This is a genomic window from Collinsella sp. AM40-7AC, assembly GCF_003468125.1.
GTDB lineage: Bacteria > Actinomycetota > Coriobacteriia > Coriobacteriales > Coriobacteriaceae > Collinsella > Collinsella aerofaciens_O.
The window spans coordinates 23571-39563 of sequence record NZ_QSGK01000008.1 but is presented as its reverse complement, the minus strand read 5'-3'; the positions used below and the strand labels follow the sequence as shown (position 1 = coordinate 39563).

Sequence of the window (15993 nt, the reverse complement as noted above, 5' to 3'; positions counted from 1 at the left end):
CCTTGCTTTGGCGGTTTACTTTCCCTGCACCATGGTGAGCGAGATCTTCTTGCGGTCGCGGTCGACCTTCTCGACCCACACCTTGACCGTGTCACCGACGCGTACCACGTCGCTCGGGTGCTTGACAAAGCGGTTGGCGAGCTTGGAGATGTGTACGAGGCCGTCCTGGTGCACGCCCACGTCGACGAACGCGCCAAAGTCGACGACGTTGCGCACCGTGCCCTTGAGCTCCATGCCGGGTTCCAGGTCGTCGATGGAAAGCGCCGAGCGGCTAAAGACCACCTCGGGCGCATCGTCGCGCGGGTCGCGGCCGGGCTTCTTGAGCTCGTTGACAATGTCGATGAGCGTGAGGGTGCCGCAGTCCAGGTCGCTTGCCAGCGCCGAGATGCTGCCCAGGCGGCGCTCGATGTCGGGCACGCCGCCGCGGCTGAGCTCGCTGGCTTGAACGCCGGCGCGCTCCAGGACGGACGTGGCCACCTCGTAGCTTTCGGGGTGGACGCTTGTCGCGTCGAGCGGGTTCTTGCCGCCGTTGATGCGCAGGAAGCCTGCGGCGTTGAGGTATGCCTTGGGTCCCAGCTTGGGGACCTTCTTGAGCTGGCGGCGATCGGTAAAGGCGCCGTTTTCCTCGCGGTAGGCCACGATGTTCTTGGCCACGCTCGGCGTGATGCCCGATACGTATCCCAGCAGGCTCGCGCTTGCGGTATTGACGTCGACGCCCACGCGGTTGACGACGTCTTCCACCACGTGGCCCAGGGTGCGCGAGAGTTCGGCCTGGTCAAGGTCGTGCTGGTACTGGCCCACGCCGATGGACTGGGGCGGAATCTTGACGAGCTCTGCCAGCGGGTCCTGCAGGCGGCGGCCCAGGCTCATGGCACCGCGCGCGGTGACGTCCAGGTCGGGATATTCCTGGCTGGCGAGCTCGGAGGCGGAGTACACCGACGCGCCGGCCTCGTTGACGATGGTGTAGCGAAGGCTGGGCGCCTGCTCGGCAATGAACTCCGAGACGACTTCCTCGGTCTCGCGGCTGGCGGTGCCGTTGCCGATGACGATGGTGTTGACGCCGTCCTTCTTGACGAGGCGGGCGAGCTCGCGCTTGGTGCCGGCGACGTCGTGGCGCGGCTTGGTGGGGTAGACCACGCCGTGGTCGAGCAGCTTGCCGGTCTCGTCCATGACGGCGACCTTGCAGCCGGTGCGGTAGCCCGGATCGAGCGCGAGCACGCGGGCGCCGCGCACGGGGCGTGCCGAGAGCAGGCCTCCGAGATTCTTGGCAAAGACATTGATGGCCTCGGTTTGGGCGCGAACGGTGAGTTTGGCGCGGGCCTCGCGCTCCAGCGAGGGGGCCATGAGGCGCTTGTAACCGTCGGCGATGGCAGCATCGAAGATGGGGGCAAACACGCCCTGGCGTCGGGGCCAACGGCTGCCGAGGCGTGCCGTGGCGGCAGCGCCGTCGACGTTCACGCGCACGCGGAGCTTGCCCTCGCGCTCACCGCGGTCGATAGCCAGCACGCGGTGGTTTGGGATACGGCGCAGCGGCTCGTCAAAGTTGTAGTAAGGCTCGTAGGGAGTCTTCTCCGCGGGGTCGGTCGCCTCGACGACGATATCGGCGGTGTTTTGCGTAAAGGCGCGCAGGTCGGCGACGTTCTCAGGGTCCTCGGCCACCGTCTCGGCAACGATGTCGGCGGCGCCGGCGAGCGCCTTCTCGGGCGTGTCGAAGCCGGCCTCCTCGTTGACGTATGCCGCGGCGGCGTCGAGTGCGCTGCCCTTGGCCGAGGCCTGCATGATGATCATGTTGGCGAGCGGCTCCAGGCCGGCCTCGCGGGCCTTCTGCGCGCGGGTCATGCGCTTTTTGCGGTAGGGCTTGTAGAGGTCCTCGACACGCTGGAGCTGCGTGGCCTCGCGAATCTGCTGCTCGAGCTCGGGCGTGAGCTTGCCCTGGGCGTCGATGAGCAGAATGACGTCCTCTTTGCGCTGCTCAAGATTGCGCAGGTAGGACAGGCGCTCGTCGAGCGCACGCAGGGCGACGTCGTCCATGCCGCCCGTGGCTTCCTTGCGGTAGCGCGAGATAAAGGGGATGGTGTTGCCCTCGTCGATGAGCTTGACGGCTGCCTCGATGTTGTCAGCCTTAAGGTTGAGCTCGCGGGCGAGCTGGGCGATAAGATCCATGAAACTCCTTGCGGTAAAGGTGCGTTTGCAGCGCAGAGCTACCAAGGATACCACCCGTCCCAAAAGACTGTTTTGGAACGAACGAATCAAGCTGAGGTGCAAAAGGCCTCCGTCTCAGAAAAATCGTCAGCGAAGTAGCAAAAAGCCCTGCGGGCAGGAGGCTGCTCGCAGGGCAAAGAAGAGGGGCTTATTTGTGGCGGACCGAGGGGCTCGGCATGGGGTTTCTGTTGCGGTCTGCCCTAAGGCATTACAGCTCGACGAGCTGGCCGGTCTCGGCGGCCTCCTTGATGGCGTTGAGAAGCGTGAGCGTCTTGACGTTGTCGGCGGGGGTCACGACGGGCTCGACCTCACGGCGGACGACCTTCACAAAGTGCTTGAGCTGCATCTTGTGCGGCAGCGCCGGGTCCACGGCCGGGATCTCCATCTGCAGCGGCTTGTGCCAGTTGGAGGCGCCGTCGTAGGAGAACTGGTGCAGGCGGGGCAGCGACAGGGCGCCCTTAGTGCCGCCAATAAAGTAGGCATCGGCGTCGAAGGGACGGTACTGCGGGTCCTCGCGAGCGGTGGCCTCCCAGTTCCAGGGGCTGGCGGTGGCATCGGAGATGGTCATGCTTGCGAGCGCGCCATCGGCAAAACGGACGTTGACCACGGCGGAGTCCTCGGTCTCAAAACCGCGGGCGGCGCTGGACTGCATGCCCTGGACGGCAACGGGCTCGCCCAGCAGATAGCGGAGCAGGTCGACGTCGTGCACCAGGTTGACCAGGATCGGGCCGGCACCCTTCTTGCGACGCCACTCGACATCGAAGTACTCGTCATTCTTATAGATCATGTAGTGGAAGCTCGACACGGTGAGCTTGCCCAGCTCGCCGGACTCGATGATCTCCTTGGCCTTGTTGACGAAGGGGTTGTGACGACGGTGCTGACCCACGAGCACGGGCACGCCGGCGGTCTCGGCCTCGGCGGCGAAAGCCTGGGCATCCTCGAGGTCGTTGGAGATCGGCTTTTCGACCAGCGGCACGATGTTGCGCTTGATGGCCTCGCGGGCAACGCCCAGGTGCAGGTCGTTGGGGGTGGCGATGATGACGGCCTCGGGCTTGGCCTCGTCCATCATCTGGGCGGGATCGGTGTAAAACGGCACGCCGGCGGCCTCGGCCGTGGCGCGGGCGCCCTCAAAGGCGTCGGCGATGGCGACGAGTTCGGCCTCGGGCTCCTCGGTGACAAAGCGGATGTGGTTGCGGCCCATGGCGCCGGCGCCGATAACGGCAATGCGGACGGGGTTGAGCTCAGACATTACGACTCCTTAATGCTGGTGGCTGGTGGAATGCGACAAAGGGACTGTCCCTTTGTCGCATCGGTACAACTAGGCGGACTTCTTCTTGCTGTCGGAGACCATCATGTAGACGGTGAGCACGACGGCGATGGCGGCAATCACGATGGCGCCGTAGAAGGACTGCTGGTAGGCGGCGCTGCCGGCCTCGGCGTGATACAGCACGGCGGTGATGGGCTGGCTGATCCAGGTAGAAGCGGCGTAGCCCAGGAACATGATGCCGTAGTTGACGCCGATGTTGCTGGTACCAAAGGCGCCACCGGTGAGCGGCGGGTAGATGACGAGCAGGGCGCCAAAGCTAAAGCCGAGCAGGGCGAGCGCCACAAAGAACATGCTCTGCGTAAAGCTCATCGACATGATGACGAGCGCGACGATGGTGACGACAAGGCTGATGAGCAGCGACTTGTAGGCGCCGAGCTTGTCGATGATCTGGCCAAAGGACAGACGGCCGACCAGGTTTGCGCAGGTGTTGACGGAGACCACCACGCCGCCGAGGGCGACGGCAGCGGCGCTCGTGGGGTCGGCGAAGAGCTGGACGGCGGCGATGGAGGCAACCTTGCCCACGAGCAGGGTGCCTGCGGTGGCGGCAAAGGCGAAGGTGAGGATGAGGACCCAGAAGCGCGGGGTCTTGACCATCTCGCCCGGGGTGAGGTCACCGAAGGTGCCGGCGTGTGCGCCGCCCTTGGGGGCCTCGAAGCCCTCGGGCAGCCAGCCGGCCTCGGGGGCCTTCAGGAACAGGGCGGAGGCGGCGATCATCACAAAGAAGATGACGCCGAGTGCCTTGAGGGCGCCAAAGATGCCCAGGCTCGGGATGAGCAGCGAGGCGAGCACCGGGGACAGCACGGCGGGGCCGGCGGTCGAAGCGGCCAGGGTGATGCCGGAGGCGAGGCCCTTCTTGTCGATGAACCACTTTTGGCCGGTGGTGAGCGCGGGGTTGTAGCCCAGGCCGTTGCCGATGGCGGCGACGAGCGAGAACCACAGGTAGAACTGCCACGGCTCGGTGACGGTGCCGGACATGAACCAGCCCACGCCGTAGCACACGGCGGCGGCGATCACGACGTTGCGGGGGCCGATCTTGTCGGAGATACGGCCGGCGAAGATGCCCGTCACGGCCATGATGGTCTGGAAGACCGGGAAAGCCCAGGTAAGTGCGCTGGACCACTCGGGGTAGACGGCGAGCAGGTTCTTGGACACGACGGAGTACAGCGCGATGGAACTGATGAAGAACATGGTGACGCACGCGGCGGAAAGCACGACGGCGCGACCCTTGTTGGAGTTGGTGGAAGCCATGGGACTCTTTCTAATCGATGCGGGGGGAGGGGAGGGGCAAACGCCGCTGAGGTGCTTGCCCCGCGCCCCTTTCTACCGGGCTTGTTTACTGGTCAGTCGGCTTTGCGACGCCGGACTCGTCGGACCAAAGCTCGACACCCTTGTTCTTGAGGTAGTTGTCGGCATAAGCGCGACGGCCGCCGGGCTTGGCGGTGAGGTCACCCATCATGTTGGAGAAGCCGCCGTCGACCTTGATGGCGTCGCCGGTGGTAAAGTCCGAGCGCTTGGACGCCAGGAACATGACGGCGTTGGCGATATCGCTGACCTCGCCGATGCGGCGCGTGGCGATCAGGCGGCTGCGGCTCTTCTCGACCTCGGGGTCGGCGTAAAAGCTTGCCGACATGGGGGTCTTGACGAAGCAGGGCTCGACGCAGTTGGAGCGCACGCCGTAAGGGCCCCACTCGGCAGCGAGCATCTTGGACATCATGTTGACGCCCGCCTTGGTGGAGCTGTACACGCCCGAGAACGTCTCGGGGGAGTGGCTGGCGACGGTCGAGATGTGCACCAGGCGGCCCTGGCCGGCCTTGATCATCTCGCGACCAAAGCGCTGCGAAGTGATGAAGTAGCCGGTGAGGTTGACGTTGATGACCTCGTTCCAGTCGGAGAGCGGCAGGTCCTCCATGGCTGCGAAGCGCAGGATGCCGGCGGTGTTGACGAGGACGTCGACGCGGCCGAAGTTGGCGATGGTGGCGTCGACGGCGGCCTGAACCTCGGCCTCGTCGGTGGCGTTCATCTTGTAGCCCTCGGCGTGGATGCCAAACTCGGCAGCGAGGTCGGCGGCAGCGGCCTTGACCTTCTCCTCGTCCAGGTCGAGCAGGACGACGTTGGCGCCATTGCGGGCGAACTCGCGGCAAATCTCGACGCCCATGCCGCCGAGCGCGCCGGTCACGGCGCAAACATCGCCCTCGAGCTTAAGCCAATTGCTCATAGGAACTTCCCTTCTTGTGCCTCCCGGTGGGTCGCTCCCATTAACCGACCCACGTGGTTTTCGCTGGTTATCGTATGCTTAGCGTTCGCGCAGGTGAATTGCATATTTGTTAGAATGACGTTAACCGTAGGTTTACACTGTGCATTGAGGTTTGTTCGCAATTGAGCGTGTGACCTGCGAAAACGACCCCCTGCGGTGCTGTGGGCCCGCGCGTGCGAAAACGGGAGATTGACGTGTACGATCGACGACTTGACGCTATTTCGGCCGCCGCGGAGCTGGGAAGTTTCTCGCGTGCCGCGGCAAAGCTGCGCGTGTCGACGCCGGCACTCGTCAAGCAGGTTTCGGGCTTCGAGGCCGAGTTCGGCATCACGCTGTTCGAGCGCTCGCATTCGGGCGTCAAGGTGACGCCGGCGGGTGCTCTGCTGGTGGACGACGCGCGCTCGATCATGCGCCAGTCCGAGGACGCACTGCGTCGTGCCCGACGCGCGGCGGGCGATGGCGGCGCCGTGCGCCTGGGTGTGTCGATGATGTGCCCGGGGCGCCATACACTCGCGCTATGGCCGCAGCTGCACGACATGGAACCGCGTTTGCGTTTTGAGATTGTGCCGGTGGGGGACCTTTACGATGAGCACGAGACCGTTATGCGCAGTCTGGGACGCGAGGTCGACGTGGTGCAGTCGAGTTTTTCGACCCCGCGCTGGGGAGACGCCTGCCAAAAGCTTCGCATCGTTACCGTGCCGTTTTATATCGACGTGCCGCGCACAAGCCGACTCGCGCGCAAGACGCGCATCACGGTTGCCGACCTGGAGGGTATGCGCCTGCGCGTGCTTCGTCACGGCAACGACGCCATGGACAGCCTGCGTATCGATCTTTTGGCCGACGGCGGCGTGGACGTGATCGACGTGGACAGCTTTGACTTTGCGCTTTTTAACGAGGCGGAGGAAAAGGGCGACGCGGTGCTCACCTGCGGAGCGTGGTCGGGCGTGCACCCGGCCTTTGTGGGCGTGCCGTTCCTGTGCGGCCGCGAGGTGCCGGTCTACTTACACTACCCGCTCGAGCCCACCCTCCAAGTCCAAAAATTCGTCAACGCCATTGCCCAACTCCTCAAGTAGCTCACACAAAACGAGGCCCTGGCCAAACGGCCAGGGCCTCACTAACCTTTATTCCGTTTTAAACGACGGGCTGATCACGCGTAGGAGGGTGCCCCGTGGACGGCGGTGTATTTCCTCCGCGCGCAGTTTCGCAGCGCAGCGAGAATGTTTGAGCACGGAGGAGTTACCCCGCCGCCCCGGGGAACCCTCCGTCAGTAATCGTTCCTACTCCAGCTCAAACGCACCCGTGTAGAGCTGGTAGTAATACCCGCGCTTGGCGATCAGTTCGTCGTGGTTGCCGCGCTCGATGATGCGGCCGTGGTCCAGGCAGATGATTGCGTCGGAGTTGCGCACGGTGGAGAGACGGTGCGCGATGACAAACGTCGTGCGACCCTCCATGAGCTTGTCCATGCCGGCCTGCACGATGGCCTCGGTGCGGGTGTCGATGGAGCTCGTGGCCTCGTCCAGGATCATCGCCGGCGGATCGGCGACGGCAGCGCGTGCGATCGAAATCAGCTGGCGCTGGCCTTGCGACAGCTGGGCGCCGTTGCCGGTGAGCATGGTGTCGTAGCCGTCGGGCAGGCGGGTGATAAAGTCGTCCGCGCCCGCGAGCTTGGCCGCCGCGATGCACTCCTCGTCGGTGGCATCCAGGTTGCCGTAGCGGATGTTATCCATCACGGTGCCGGTGAACAGGTTCACGTCCTGCAGCACGACGCCCAGTGAGCGGCGCAGATCGGCCTTGCGAATCTTATTGACGTTGATACCGTCGTAGCGGATCTTGCCGTCGGCAATGTCATAGAAACGGTTGATGAGGTTGGTGATAGTCGTCTTGCCGGCACCGGTGGCGCCGACAAACGCAACCTTCTGGCCCGGCTTGGCAAACACGGACACGCCGTGCAGCACCTCGTGGTCGGGCGTGTAGCCAAAGTCCACGTTGTCCATAACCAAGTCGCCGCGCAGCGGCACGTACTCGATCTCGCCGGTTGCGCGGTGCGGATGTTTCCATGCCCACATGCCGGTGTGGTGGTCGGCTTCCTCGAACTCCCAAGTCTCGGGGTTCACCTGCGCGTTGACGAGCGTCACGTAGCCTTCGTCGGCCTCGGGCTTCTCGTCGATGAGCTCAAAGATGCGGTCGGCGCCGGCGAGGCCCATGACCACGGCGTTGATCTGCTGTGAGATCTGGCCGATCTGTCCGCAGAACTGCTTGGTCATGTTGAGGAACGGCACCACGACGGCGATGGACAGCGCCATGCCCGAGATGCTCAGGTTGGGCACGCCCAGCGCCAGGAAAATGCCGCCCGCCAGTGCGACCAGCACGTAGAGCAGGTTGCCCAGGTTCATAAGGATGGGCATGAGGATGTTGGCGTACATGTTGGCCTTCTGGGAGACCTCGAAGAGCTTTTCGTTGCGCTCGTCAAAATCGGCCTCGGCGGCAGACTCGTGGCAGAACGCCTTGACGACCTTCTGACCGTTCATGACTTCCTCGATATGGCCCTCGACCACGCCGAGCTCGGTCTGCTGCGCAATGAAGAAGCGCGCGGAGTTGGAGCCGAGCAGCTTGGTCATAAAGGTCATAAAGGCGACGCCGGCGATGATGACCAGGCACATCCACACGCTGTAGTACAGCATGATAAAGAACACCGTGACGATGATGATGATCGTCATGAGCAGGTTGGGCAGCGACTGGCTGATCATCTGACGCAGCGTGTCGATGTCGTTGGTGTAGTGGCTCATGATATCGCCGCGCTGGTGCGTGTCGAAGTAGCGGATCGGCAGGTCCTGCATGCGGTTGAACATCATCTCGCGCAGCTTCTCCAGCGAGCCCTGCGTGACGATAGCCATGGCGCGGTTCCAGAAGAGCGAGGACAGGACACCGACGCCGTAGATGCAGGCGAGGGTGGTTACGAGCTGTGCGATCTTGGGCTGTGCGGCTTCCCAATCGCCCGACTGCCACGATTCGCTAATAATCTGCAGGGCGCTCTGCAGGAAGGTCGCGCCGATGGAGTTGATGATGGCGCAGAGCACCACGCCGGCGACGACAAGGGGCAAAAGCACGGGATAGAAGCCAAAGAGCGTCTTGATGAGGCGCGACATGGTGCCGCCCTTACGGTTGAGCGCGCGCTCGGCCGTCGTTGCCTTACTCATGTGCCTCGCCTCCTTCCTGGGTCTGAGCTTGCGTTGCGGATGCCTCGGTGTCGGCCTCGACGGCCCCTTCGCCCTCGGCAGACATCTTGTTTTGCGAGGTAAAGGTCTCGCGGTAGATCTCGCTCGTCTTGAGTAGCTCGTCATGGTTGCCGATCTGCGCGATACGGCCGCCCTCCATGACGATGATGCGGTCTGCGTCCTGCACGGAGCTGATGCGCTGGGCGATGATGAGCTTGGTCGTGTTGGGCAGATAGCTCGCCAGCCCTGCGCGGATCTTGGCGTCGGTCTTGGTGTCGACGGCGCTGGTGGAGTCGTCCAGGATCAAGATCTTGGGGCGACGCAGCAGGGCGCGTGCAATGCACAGGCGCTGCTTCTGACCGCCCGAAACATTAGAGCCGCCCTGTTCGATCCAGGTGTCGTAGCCCTTGGGGAAACCGTCGACAAACTCGTCGGCGCAGGCCAGATGCGCTGCCTCGCGGACTTCCTCGTCGGTGGCGTTCGGGTCGCCCCAACGCAGGTTCTCGGCGATGGTGCCGCTAAACAGCACGTTTTTCTGCAGCACCATGGCGACCTGGTGACGCAGCGCGTCCAGGTCGTAGTCGCGCACGTCCACGCCGCCCACGCGCACAGCGCCTTCGGTGGTGTCGTACAGGCGGGCGATGAGGTTAACGAGCGTGGACTTGGCCGAGCCGGTGCCGCCGATGATGCCGATGGTCTCGCCGCTCGTAATGTGCAGGTCGATATCGTCGAGCGCCTGGCGCTTCGCATGCTTGGAATACTTAAAGCTCACGTGGTCAAAGTCGATGGAACCGTCGGCAACCTCGAGCACGGGCTCGGCGGGATCGGCGATCGTGGGCTCGGCGGCCAGCACCTCGGCAATGCGGTGTGCCGATTCGTCGGCCATGGTCACCATGACAAAGATCATCGACAGCTGCATCAGGCTCATGAGAATCTGGAAACCATAGGTAAAGGTCGAGGAGAGCTGGCCCACGTCGAACAGCGTGCCCTGGCTCGTGATGATGAGCTTGGAGCCCAGGTAGATGATGACGACAAACGCGCCGTTGACGCAGATGTTCATCATGGGGTTGTTAAAGGCGAGCAGCTTCTCGGCGCGGGTGAAGTCCATCTGGACGTCGCGCGCGGCGGTCGCGAACTTCTCCTTCTCAAAGTCTTCGCGCACATAGCTCTTGACCACGCGCATGCCGGTGACGTTTTCCTCGACGGACTCGTTAAGGGCATCGTACTTGTGGAACACGCGCGAGAAGATGGGGCGCACCTTAAAGATGATAAAAAACAGTCCAAAGCCCAGCAGCGGAATGATGACCAGGTAGACCATGGCGACGCTGCCGCCCATGATAAACGCCATGGTAAAGGCGAAGATCAATACCAGCGGCGCGCGCACGGCGATACGGATGATCATCATAAAGGCCTGCTGCACGTTGTTGATATCGGTGGTCAGGCGCGTGACGAGCGAGGAGCTCGAGAACTCATCGATGTTGGCAAAGCTGAACGTCTGGATCTTGTAGAACAGGTCGTGACGCAGGTTCTTGGCGAACCCGCAGCTCGCATGGCTGCAGGTGACGCCGGCCGCGGCACCAAAAGCAAGTGACGTCAGCGCGATGAGCACCAAAAAGCCTGCGGTGGGAAGCATCTCGGCTACGGTGGCGCCGTCTTTGATAGCGTCGATCAGGTTGGCGGTGATAAATGGAATCAGCATCTCGCAGAGCACCTCGCCAAGCACGAGCAACGGCGTGGCAACGGTGACTTTCATATAGTCGCGGATGCTTCCCATGAGGGTTTTAATCATCCAGTTCCTCCCAGGTTACGCGGATTTTATCGAGCATTTCGGCGAGGTCCTCGCGCTCGTCGTGGGTGAGCGCGCTAAAGGCCCGTTCTCTAAAGCGGATGCGGGCTGCCTGGTCGATGCGGGCGTTTTCCCGGCCGGTTTCGGTCAGGCGAATGGTGAGTTGCCGTCGATCCTTGGGGTTACGGCTGCGCTCGATGAGGCCGTTGAGCTCGAGCTTGGACAAGATCTCGGAAAGCGATCCCGGCTTGAGGTCAAAGTGCATGCCGAGCTCCTGCTGCGACATCTCGCCGCCGGGTTGCTTGGCCAGCAGGCAGATGATGGGCGCCTTGCCGGACACGCCTCCGCCATGAAAATGCATGTAATGGCCGCAAAAGCCCAGGCCATTGAGGATGCGCTTGGCAAGCTTGTCTTCTGAGCTAACCGCTTCGGGTACATCCGCCGGCTGTGACGGGTCGCCGCCGGGTTCGTGCGGACAAAGGTTAAGAGGTTCATCGCACATGAATTAGTGTTGCTCCTTTCTTTAGTTAGGTAGTGGAATTGTTTTGTGCCTAACCAATCTAGGAGCATGAGAAATGAATGTCAAGGTACCAAACTTATAGTTACGGCGTTTTGCCAAACGCCGTAACCGCTCGACGCTGCAAACGCTCCTAAGCGGCAATCTGGCGTTCAATCGTCGGGCATGGCCACAAGGCCTATGCCCTCCTCTTTCACGCCACCTTGCTCGCTTAGGAGCGTTTTCGCTGTCCGTCCTCAACATGTGATTCCGCCACGGTCCGCTTCGGTGCATGTGATCCCTTGGGGACGGAGGAAAAGGGATCATTTTCCGAAACCTTTCCGCAACAATTTGCCCTTCGTACCGCTCGCCTCCGCCCACAACGCCTCCTGCGCTACACTTAGTCGCACTGTGGCGCTGCTGCGCTGTGCCCGAAACAAGGGAGACCCTCATGAAGAACACTCAGCTGCTGCTGATTAACGATATGTGCGGTTACGGCAAGGTCGCGCTTTCCGCCATGCTGCCGGTGCTGTCGCACATGGGCTACCGTATCCATAACCTGCCGACGGCGCTCGTTTCCGACACGCTCAACTACCCCAAGTTCTACATCCACGACACCACGGAGTACGTGCGTCAGAGTCTTGCCATCTGGGAGGAGCTCGGCTTTGAGTTCGACGCCATCTCGACCGGCTTTATCGTGACCGAGGAAGAGACGCGCATCATCTCGGACTTTTGCCACCGCCGCGCGCAAAAGGGCACCAAGGTGTTCGTCGACCCCATCATGGGCGACAACGGCAAGCTCTATGCCGGTGTGCCCGAGTCGACCATCGGCCTTATGCGCAGCCTGGTCGAATGCGCCGACTATGCGGTGCCCAACTATACCGAGGCATGCCTACTCACCGATACGCCTATCGTCGAAGAGATTACGGCTGATGAGGCTCATGCACTCGTAGACGCCATGCTCGCGCTGGGCACCAGGTCGGTGGTCATTACGAGCGCCAAGGTGGACGGCAAGAACGCCGTGGTGGGCTATGACCATGTGGCGGGCGAGTATTTCACGATCCCCTTCGAGCTGATCCCGGTGTATTTCCCGGGTACGGGCGATACGTTCTCGGCCGTATTGATGGGTCGCGTGATGAGCGGCTGGACGCTTCAGCGCGCGACGGCCGACGCCATGCGCGTGGTGGCCGAGCTCATCGAGCGCAATGCCGACCAGGAGGACAAGTCGGCCGGCCTTCCCATCGAGGCCTGCCTGGACGTGATCGACCATGAGTAACGCTGGCGAGAACGGTGCCAAGCCTGCGGGCGGGGACAAGCCGCTCGGCGCGCCGCGTGGCAAGCGGCCGCGTATCCGCGTGAGCTGCGTGGACCAGCTGGGGACGTGCCGCTGCCACCATGGTCACAAGCCGGGCGACGTCTTTGACTTTGACCGAGATCGCGGCAAGATGTGCGCCATGGCCTGCCATGTGGGCTTTCCCTATATCGATATCCTGCGCTATGGCGGAACCGTGCCCGGCAACGAGCCCGGTACGGCAAAGTTCTGCTGCCCCGAGGTCGATACGTTAAACGTCTGGCTCGCCGAAATCGTCGACGAGTAGGCGAGCGAGGATTTTCTCCCACCGAGATAATGAGCGTGGATTTTCTCCCGTTTAGAGCGCACTTGAACGCTCAAAGTGGGAGAAAGTCCACGCTCGATTTGTATATGGGAATTCCGACTTCGCTTATGCCTATGCTTAGGCGTTGTCGTCGTTGTTCTGTGCGCGAGTAAAATCAAATTTCTGCATTTCATCCGATTTGTGGCTCTAAAAACTCTGCATTCCATCGATTACAGTTGCTCGAGCATAGCGGTGCAGCCGGCGAGCACATCGCGGTAGGTGGCATCGAAGTTGCCGGTGTACCAGGGATCGGCCACGTCGCCGGGACGATCGGTCCAATCGAGCAGGCGCGAGATCTTGCTATCGGGATCGCTGCCAAAAATGCGACGCAAGCCACGCGCGTTCTCGGCATCCATATAGACAATGTGATCCCAGTCGCCATACTCCGCGCGACGTACCTGGCGCGCGCGGTGGGCAACGACGGGAATCCCGACCTCGCGCAGCTTGGCAACAGTGCCATGATGCGGCGGGTTGCCAATCTCCTCGGTTGAGGTCGCTGCGGAATCGATTACAAACTCCGCCTCGCGCCCAGCGCGGCGCACGAGCTCGGTAAGCACCGACTCAGCCATCGTCGAGCGGCAGATGTTGCCGTAGCAGATAAACAGTACGCGTTGCATATGCGGTTTCCTTTCGATCATCATCGAGCTCGAGCATCGCATCTACGCCTACGCCTACGCCTACGCCCTCGCCCGCTTGCGCTCCCAGCGGGCCAGCTTAATCGTCACCAGCGTGAGCGCCCAGGCCACAAGCGAGAACGCGGCGCCCACGGCGCCCACGTGTGCAATGCCAATGCTGCTCACCACGGCTCCGCCTACCGCGGTGCCAAACGAAATGCCGACGTTAAACGCCATGGGCTCAACCGAACTTGCGAGTACCATCGACTTGGGGTGGCGGCTGCGTGCCACGTCCATAAAGTGCGTGATGCACGACACCGAGAACAGGTACATGAGTAGCGCCAAGCTAAAGACAAAGACCAGCGCGAGTGGCATGGTGCCGCCCACGGCAAACAGCCCGAGTAACGCCGCAGCCTGCAACACAAACGTCACAAGCAGCGCCTTCATGCCAAAGCGCGCATCGATCCATCCGCCCAGGATGTTCGAGATCAGGCAGAACACGCCGTAGGCCATAAGCGTGGTGCTCGCCTGAACGGTGCCCATACCCAGCACCTGCTCAAGATAAGGCGTCACGTAGCCGTAGAACACATAGACCGAGCCTACGCCAAACAAAAAGATGAGCATGCCGGTGATGATGCTCGGCTCGCGCAGCAGACCCGCCTGCTCGCGAAAGGTGGCAGGCTCGTCGGTTTGCCCAGCGCGCGGCATAAACGCCACGAGCGCTCCGCAGATCAGAACGGCAAAGGTCAGCGTGCCGTACATGGCCACGTGCCAGTCGAGCGTGTCGGCCACGAACTTGCCAATCGAAGTGACAAAGACCATTGCCACGGAAAACGCACCATATACCACCGAGATGGCAAGCGAAGTTTGCTGCGGGGACAGCAGCTCGGGGATGTACGTCACGCCCACGGCGAGCAGTGCGCCCGAGACAGAGCCCAGGACAATGCGCGAGATAAACAGTACCTGGAAGTTGGGCGCCAACGCCATGACCAGGTTGCCGAGCACAAAGACAATGCTGTAGCACACGAGCAGCTGGTAGCGGCGGAACCGCCCCGTGCTGAGCGCGAGCACCGGCGTGGCGATAGCGTAGACCAGCGCGAACACGCTGATGAGCTGACCCGCGGTGGCAAGCGATATGCCGAGTTCCGTTGCCAAGTCGCTTTCGATACCGATGACCACGAACTCGGAGCAGCCGAGCGAGAATCCCAACAGCACGAGCAGCGCCAGGCAGAGCTTGGTGCGCGCGGGGGAGAGCGCGGCGGCGGTTGACTTACTTTTAGGCGTGGTTGCGGCGGTCAAGGTTGTCACTCCAATGTCGCATGAATAAGCGGGATTCAATCCCTGCAACTCTAACAGAATGTGTCAGGTGCCTGCCTCCTTTGTCGCAGGCTGCGCTTGCCTGTATAGTCGCAATACAGGCGAAGATGGTCTCAGGTACATTGCGGGCGACAGGAGATCCCATGGGTATGCACACGACAAAGGTTGTAGTGGGCGAGGGCAAGTTTGCGCTCGAGGCCCAGTTGACGGTGACGCCGCGAGGCATGGCGGTGTACGCCTGCTCGCCGGAGTTTGCGCACCTGGGCGCCACGGCGCAGGCCATTCCTCGCCCCGAGCCCGGCCGTACGGCGACGGTGAGCATCCTGGCCGTTCCGTGCCATCGAGACGAGATCCCGGCGCACGATATTGCGGCGGCGCTGGCCACGCGCTTTGGCGTGCCGGTAGTTGCAAGCACGGGTTTTCATGTGGAGAACGCGACCGCGGACGACTTGCGGCGCATGCTCGATACCACCAAGGAACTCATCGCCGCGCTCGAGGAGGCCGCAGCCCGCATTCTGCGCGCCGGCTGGGATAAGGGCGGCGCAGGCGCCGAGGTCGTGGCGGTCGATGTCGCGACCGGCGAGGCGCTTGGCCCCGTCGACCGCATCGAGGCCCATACCGGCGAGGGAATCCTGCATCAGGCATTTCTGACGCTTTTGGTCGAGGGCCAGGGCGAAGACGCGCGCCTGCTGCTCTGTCGTCGCAGTCCGCTCAAACGCCTGTGGGGCGGGGTGCTGGCCGATAGCTGTGCCGGCCATCCGCTCCCCGGGGAAGACGTCGCGGCCGCCACGGCACGTCGCATCAACGAAGAGCTTGGCATCACGCGCGAGCCCGATCAGCTCAAGCACCTCGGACACGTGGTGTACCGCGAGGACCACGGCGACGGCCGCTGCGAGTGCGAATGGTGCGAGGTCTACCTTGCCCATGTTGAGCCGGGCGAGCTGCATATCAACCAAGAGGAGATCTCGGAAGTGCGCCGCGTGGCCCCGTCCGAGCTTAAAGGCTACCTGCAGGGTCACCCCGAGCAGCTGGCCCCCTGGCTCCGCGAGGCTCTGGAGGTCCCCTCCATCCGCGCAGCCCTCGCTATGTGAAAAAAGACAGTCCCTTTGCCACATCCAAACCGTCAC

13 protein-coding genes are annotated in these 15993 nt (G+C 62.6%); 4 read left to right on the top strand and 9 right to left on the bottom strand.

Annotation, left to right across the window (positions count from 1 at the left end; all coding sequences use genetic code 11):
- Window positions 1–15: 15 nt before the first annotated feature.
- From DW892_RS07700 to DW892_RS07685, 4 genes are all read right to left on the bottom strand, one after another.
- The gene (locus DW892_RS07700) at window positions 16–2163 is read right to left on the bottom strand and encodes a Tex family protein (protein ID WP_117766753.1); all 2148 of its coding nucleotides are present in this window, start codon (window positions 2161–2163) and stop codon (window positions 16–18) included.
- Window positions 2164–2410: 247 nt separating this feature from the next.
- The gene (locus tag DW892_RS07695; RefSeq protein ID WP_117766751.1) at window positions 2411–3451 is read right to left on the bottom strand and encodes a Gfo/Idh/MocA family protein; all 1041 of its coding nucleotides are present in this window, start codon (window positions 3449–3451) and stop codon (window positions 2411–2413) included.
- A 69-nt stretch (window positions 3452–3520) separates the two neighbouring features.
- Window positions 3521–4777, bottom strand: a complete 1257-nt coding sequence (locus DW892_RS07690; protein WP_117640988.1) for an MFS transporter — start codon at window positions 4775–4777, stop codon at window positions 3521–3523.
- Window positions 4778–4862: 85 nt separating this feature from the next.
- Window positions 4863–5744 (bottom strand): SDR family NAD(P)-dependent oxidoreductase, encoded by an 882-nt coding sequence (locus DW892_RS07685; protein ID WP_117766749.1) that lies wholly within the window; start codon window positions 5742–5744, stop codon window positions 4863–4865.
- A gap of 233 nt (window positions 5745–5977) precedes the next feature.
- Here DW892_RS07685 and DW892_RS07680 point away from each other — a divergent pair, with 233 nt between their 5' ends.
- Complete coding sequence (locus DW892_RS07680) at window positions 5978–6856, top strand: LysR family transcriptional regulator (RefSeq protein ID WP_233514502.1); 879 nt, start codon at window positions 5978–5980, stop codon at window positions 6854–6856.
- A 204-nt stretch (window positions 6857–7060) separates the two neighbouring features.
- On the opposite strand, the gene DW892_RS07675 is transcribed toward DW892_RS07680, so the two are convergent.
- Genes DW892_RS07675 through DW892_RS07665 form a run of 3 tightly spaced genes read right to left on the bottom strand, consistent with a single transcriptional unit; the run spans window position 7061 to window position 11286 of the window.
- The gene (locus DW892_RS07675; RefSeq protein ID WP_117766745.1) at window positions 7061–8980 is read right to left on the bottom strand and encodes an ABC transporter ATP-binding protein; all 1920 of its coding nucleotides are present in this window, start codon (window positions 8978–8980) and stop codon (window positions 7061–7063) included.
- Window positions 8973–10787 carry an ABC transporter ATP-binding protein gene (locus tag DW892_RS07670; RefSeq protein WP_117637688.1) on the bottom strand — a complete coding sequence of 605 codons (1815 nt, stop codon included), beginning with the start codon at window positions 10785–10787 and terminating at the stop codon, window positions 8973–8975. Before DW892_RS07670 ends, DW892_RS07675 begins: the two co-directional genes overlap by 8 nt.
- Window positions 10780–11286: a MarR family winged helix-turn-helix transcriptional regulator gene (locus DW892_RS07665; RefSeq protein ID WP_117766743.1), complete on the bottom strand. Its 507-nt coding sequence runs from the start codon at window positions 11284–11286 to the stop codon at window positions 10780–10782. Before DW892_RS07665 ends, DW892_RS07670 begins: the two co-directional genes overlap by 8 nt.
- 445 nt (window positions 11287–11731) lie before the next feature.
- Between DW892_RS07665 and DW892_RS07660 the strand changes: the two genes are divergently transcribed.
- Both DW892_RS07660 and DW892_RS07655 read left to right on the top strand, forming a co-directional pair.
- Entirely contained in the window at window positions 11732–12556 is an 825-nt protein-coding gene (locus tag DW892_RS07660) for a PfkB family carbohydrate kinase (RefSeq protein ID WP_117766741.1), read from the top strand.
- Window positions 12549–12878, top strand: coding sequence for a TIGR04076 family protein (locus DW892_RS07655; RefSeq protein ID WP_117766739.1), 330 nt, complete (start codon window positions 12549–12551; stop codon window positions 12876–12878). Before DW892_RS07660 ends, DW892_RS07655 begins: the two co-directional genes overlap by 8 nt.
- 227 nt (window positions 12879–13105) lie before the next feature.
- On the opposite strand, the gene DW892_RS07650 is transcribed toward DW892_RS07655, so the two are convergent.
- Entirely contained in the window at window positions 13106–13552 is a 447-nt protein-coding gene (locus DW892_RS07650) for a low molecular weight protein-tyrosine-phosphatase (RefSeq protein ID WP_117766737.1), read from the bottom strand.
- Window positions 13553–13612: 60 nt separating this feature from the next.
- The gene (locus DW892_RS07645) at window positions 13613–14857 is read right to left on the bottom strand and encodes an MFS transporter (RefSeq protein WP_233546881.1); all 1245 of its coding nucleotides are present in this window, start codon (window positions 14855–14857) and stop codon (window positions 13613–13615) included.
- Between the two features lie 158 nt (window positions 14858–15015).
- Between DW892_RS07645 and idi the strand changes: the two genes are divergently transcribed.
- Window positions 15016–15957, top strand: a complete 942-nt coding sequence (idi, locus tag DW892_RS07640) for an isopentenyl-diphosphate Delta-isomerase (RefSeq protein WP_187365008.1) — start codon at window positions 15016–15018, stop codon at window positions 15955–15957.
- Window positions 15958–15993: the final 36 nt, after the last annotated feature.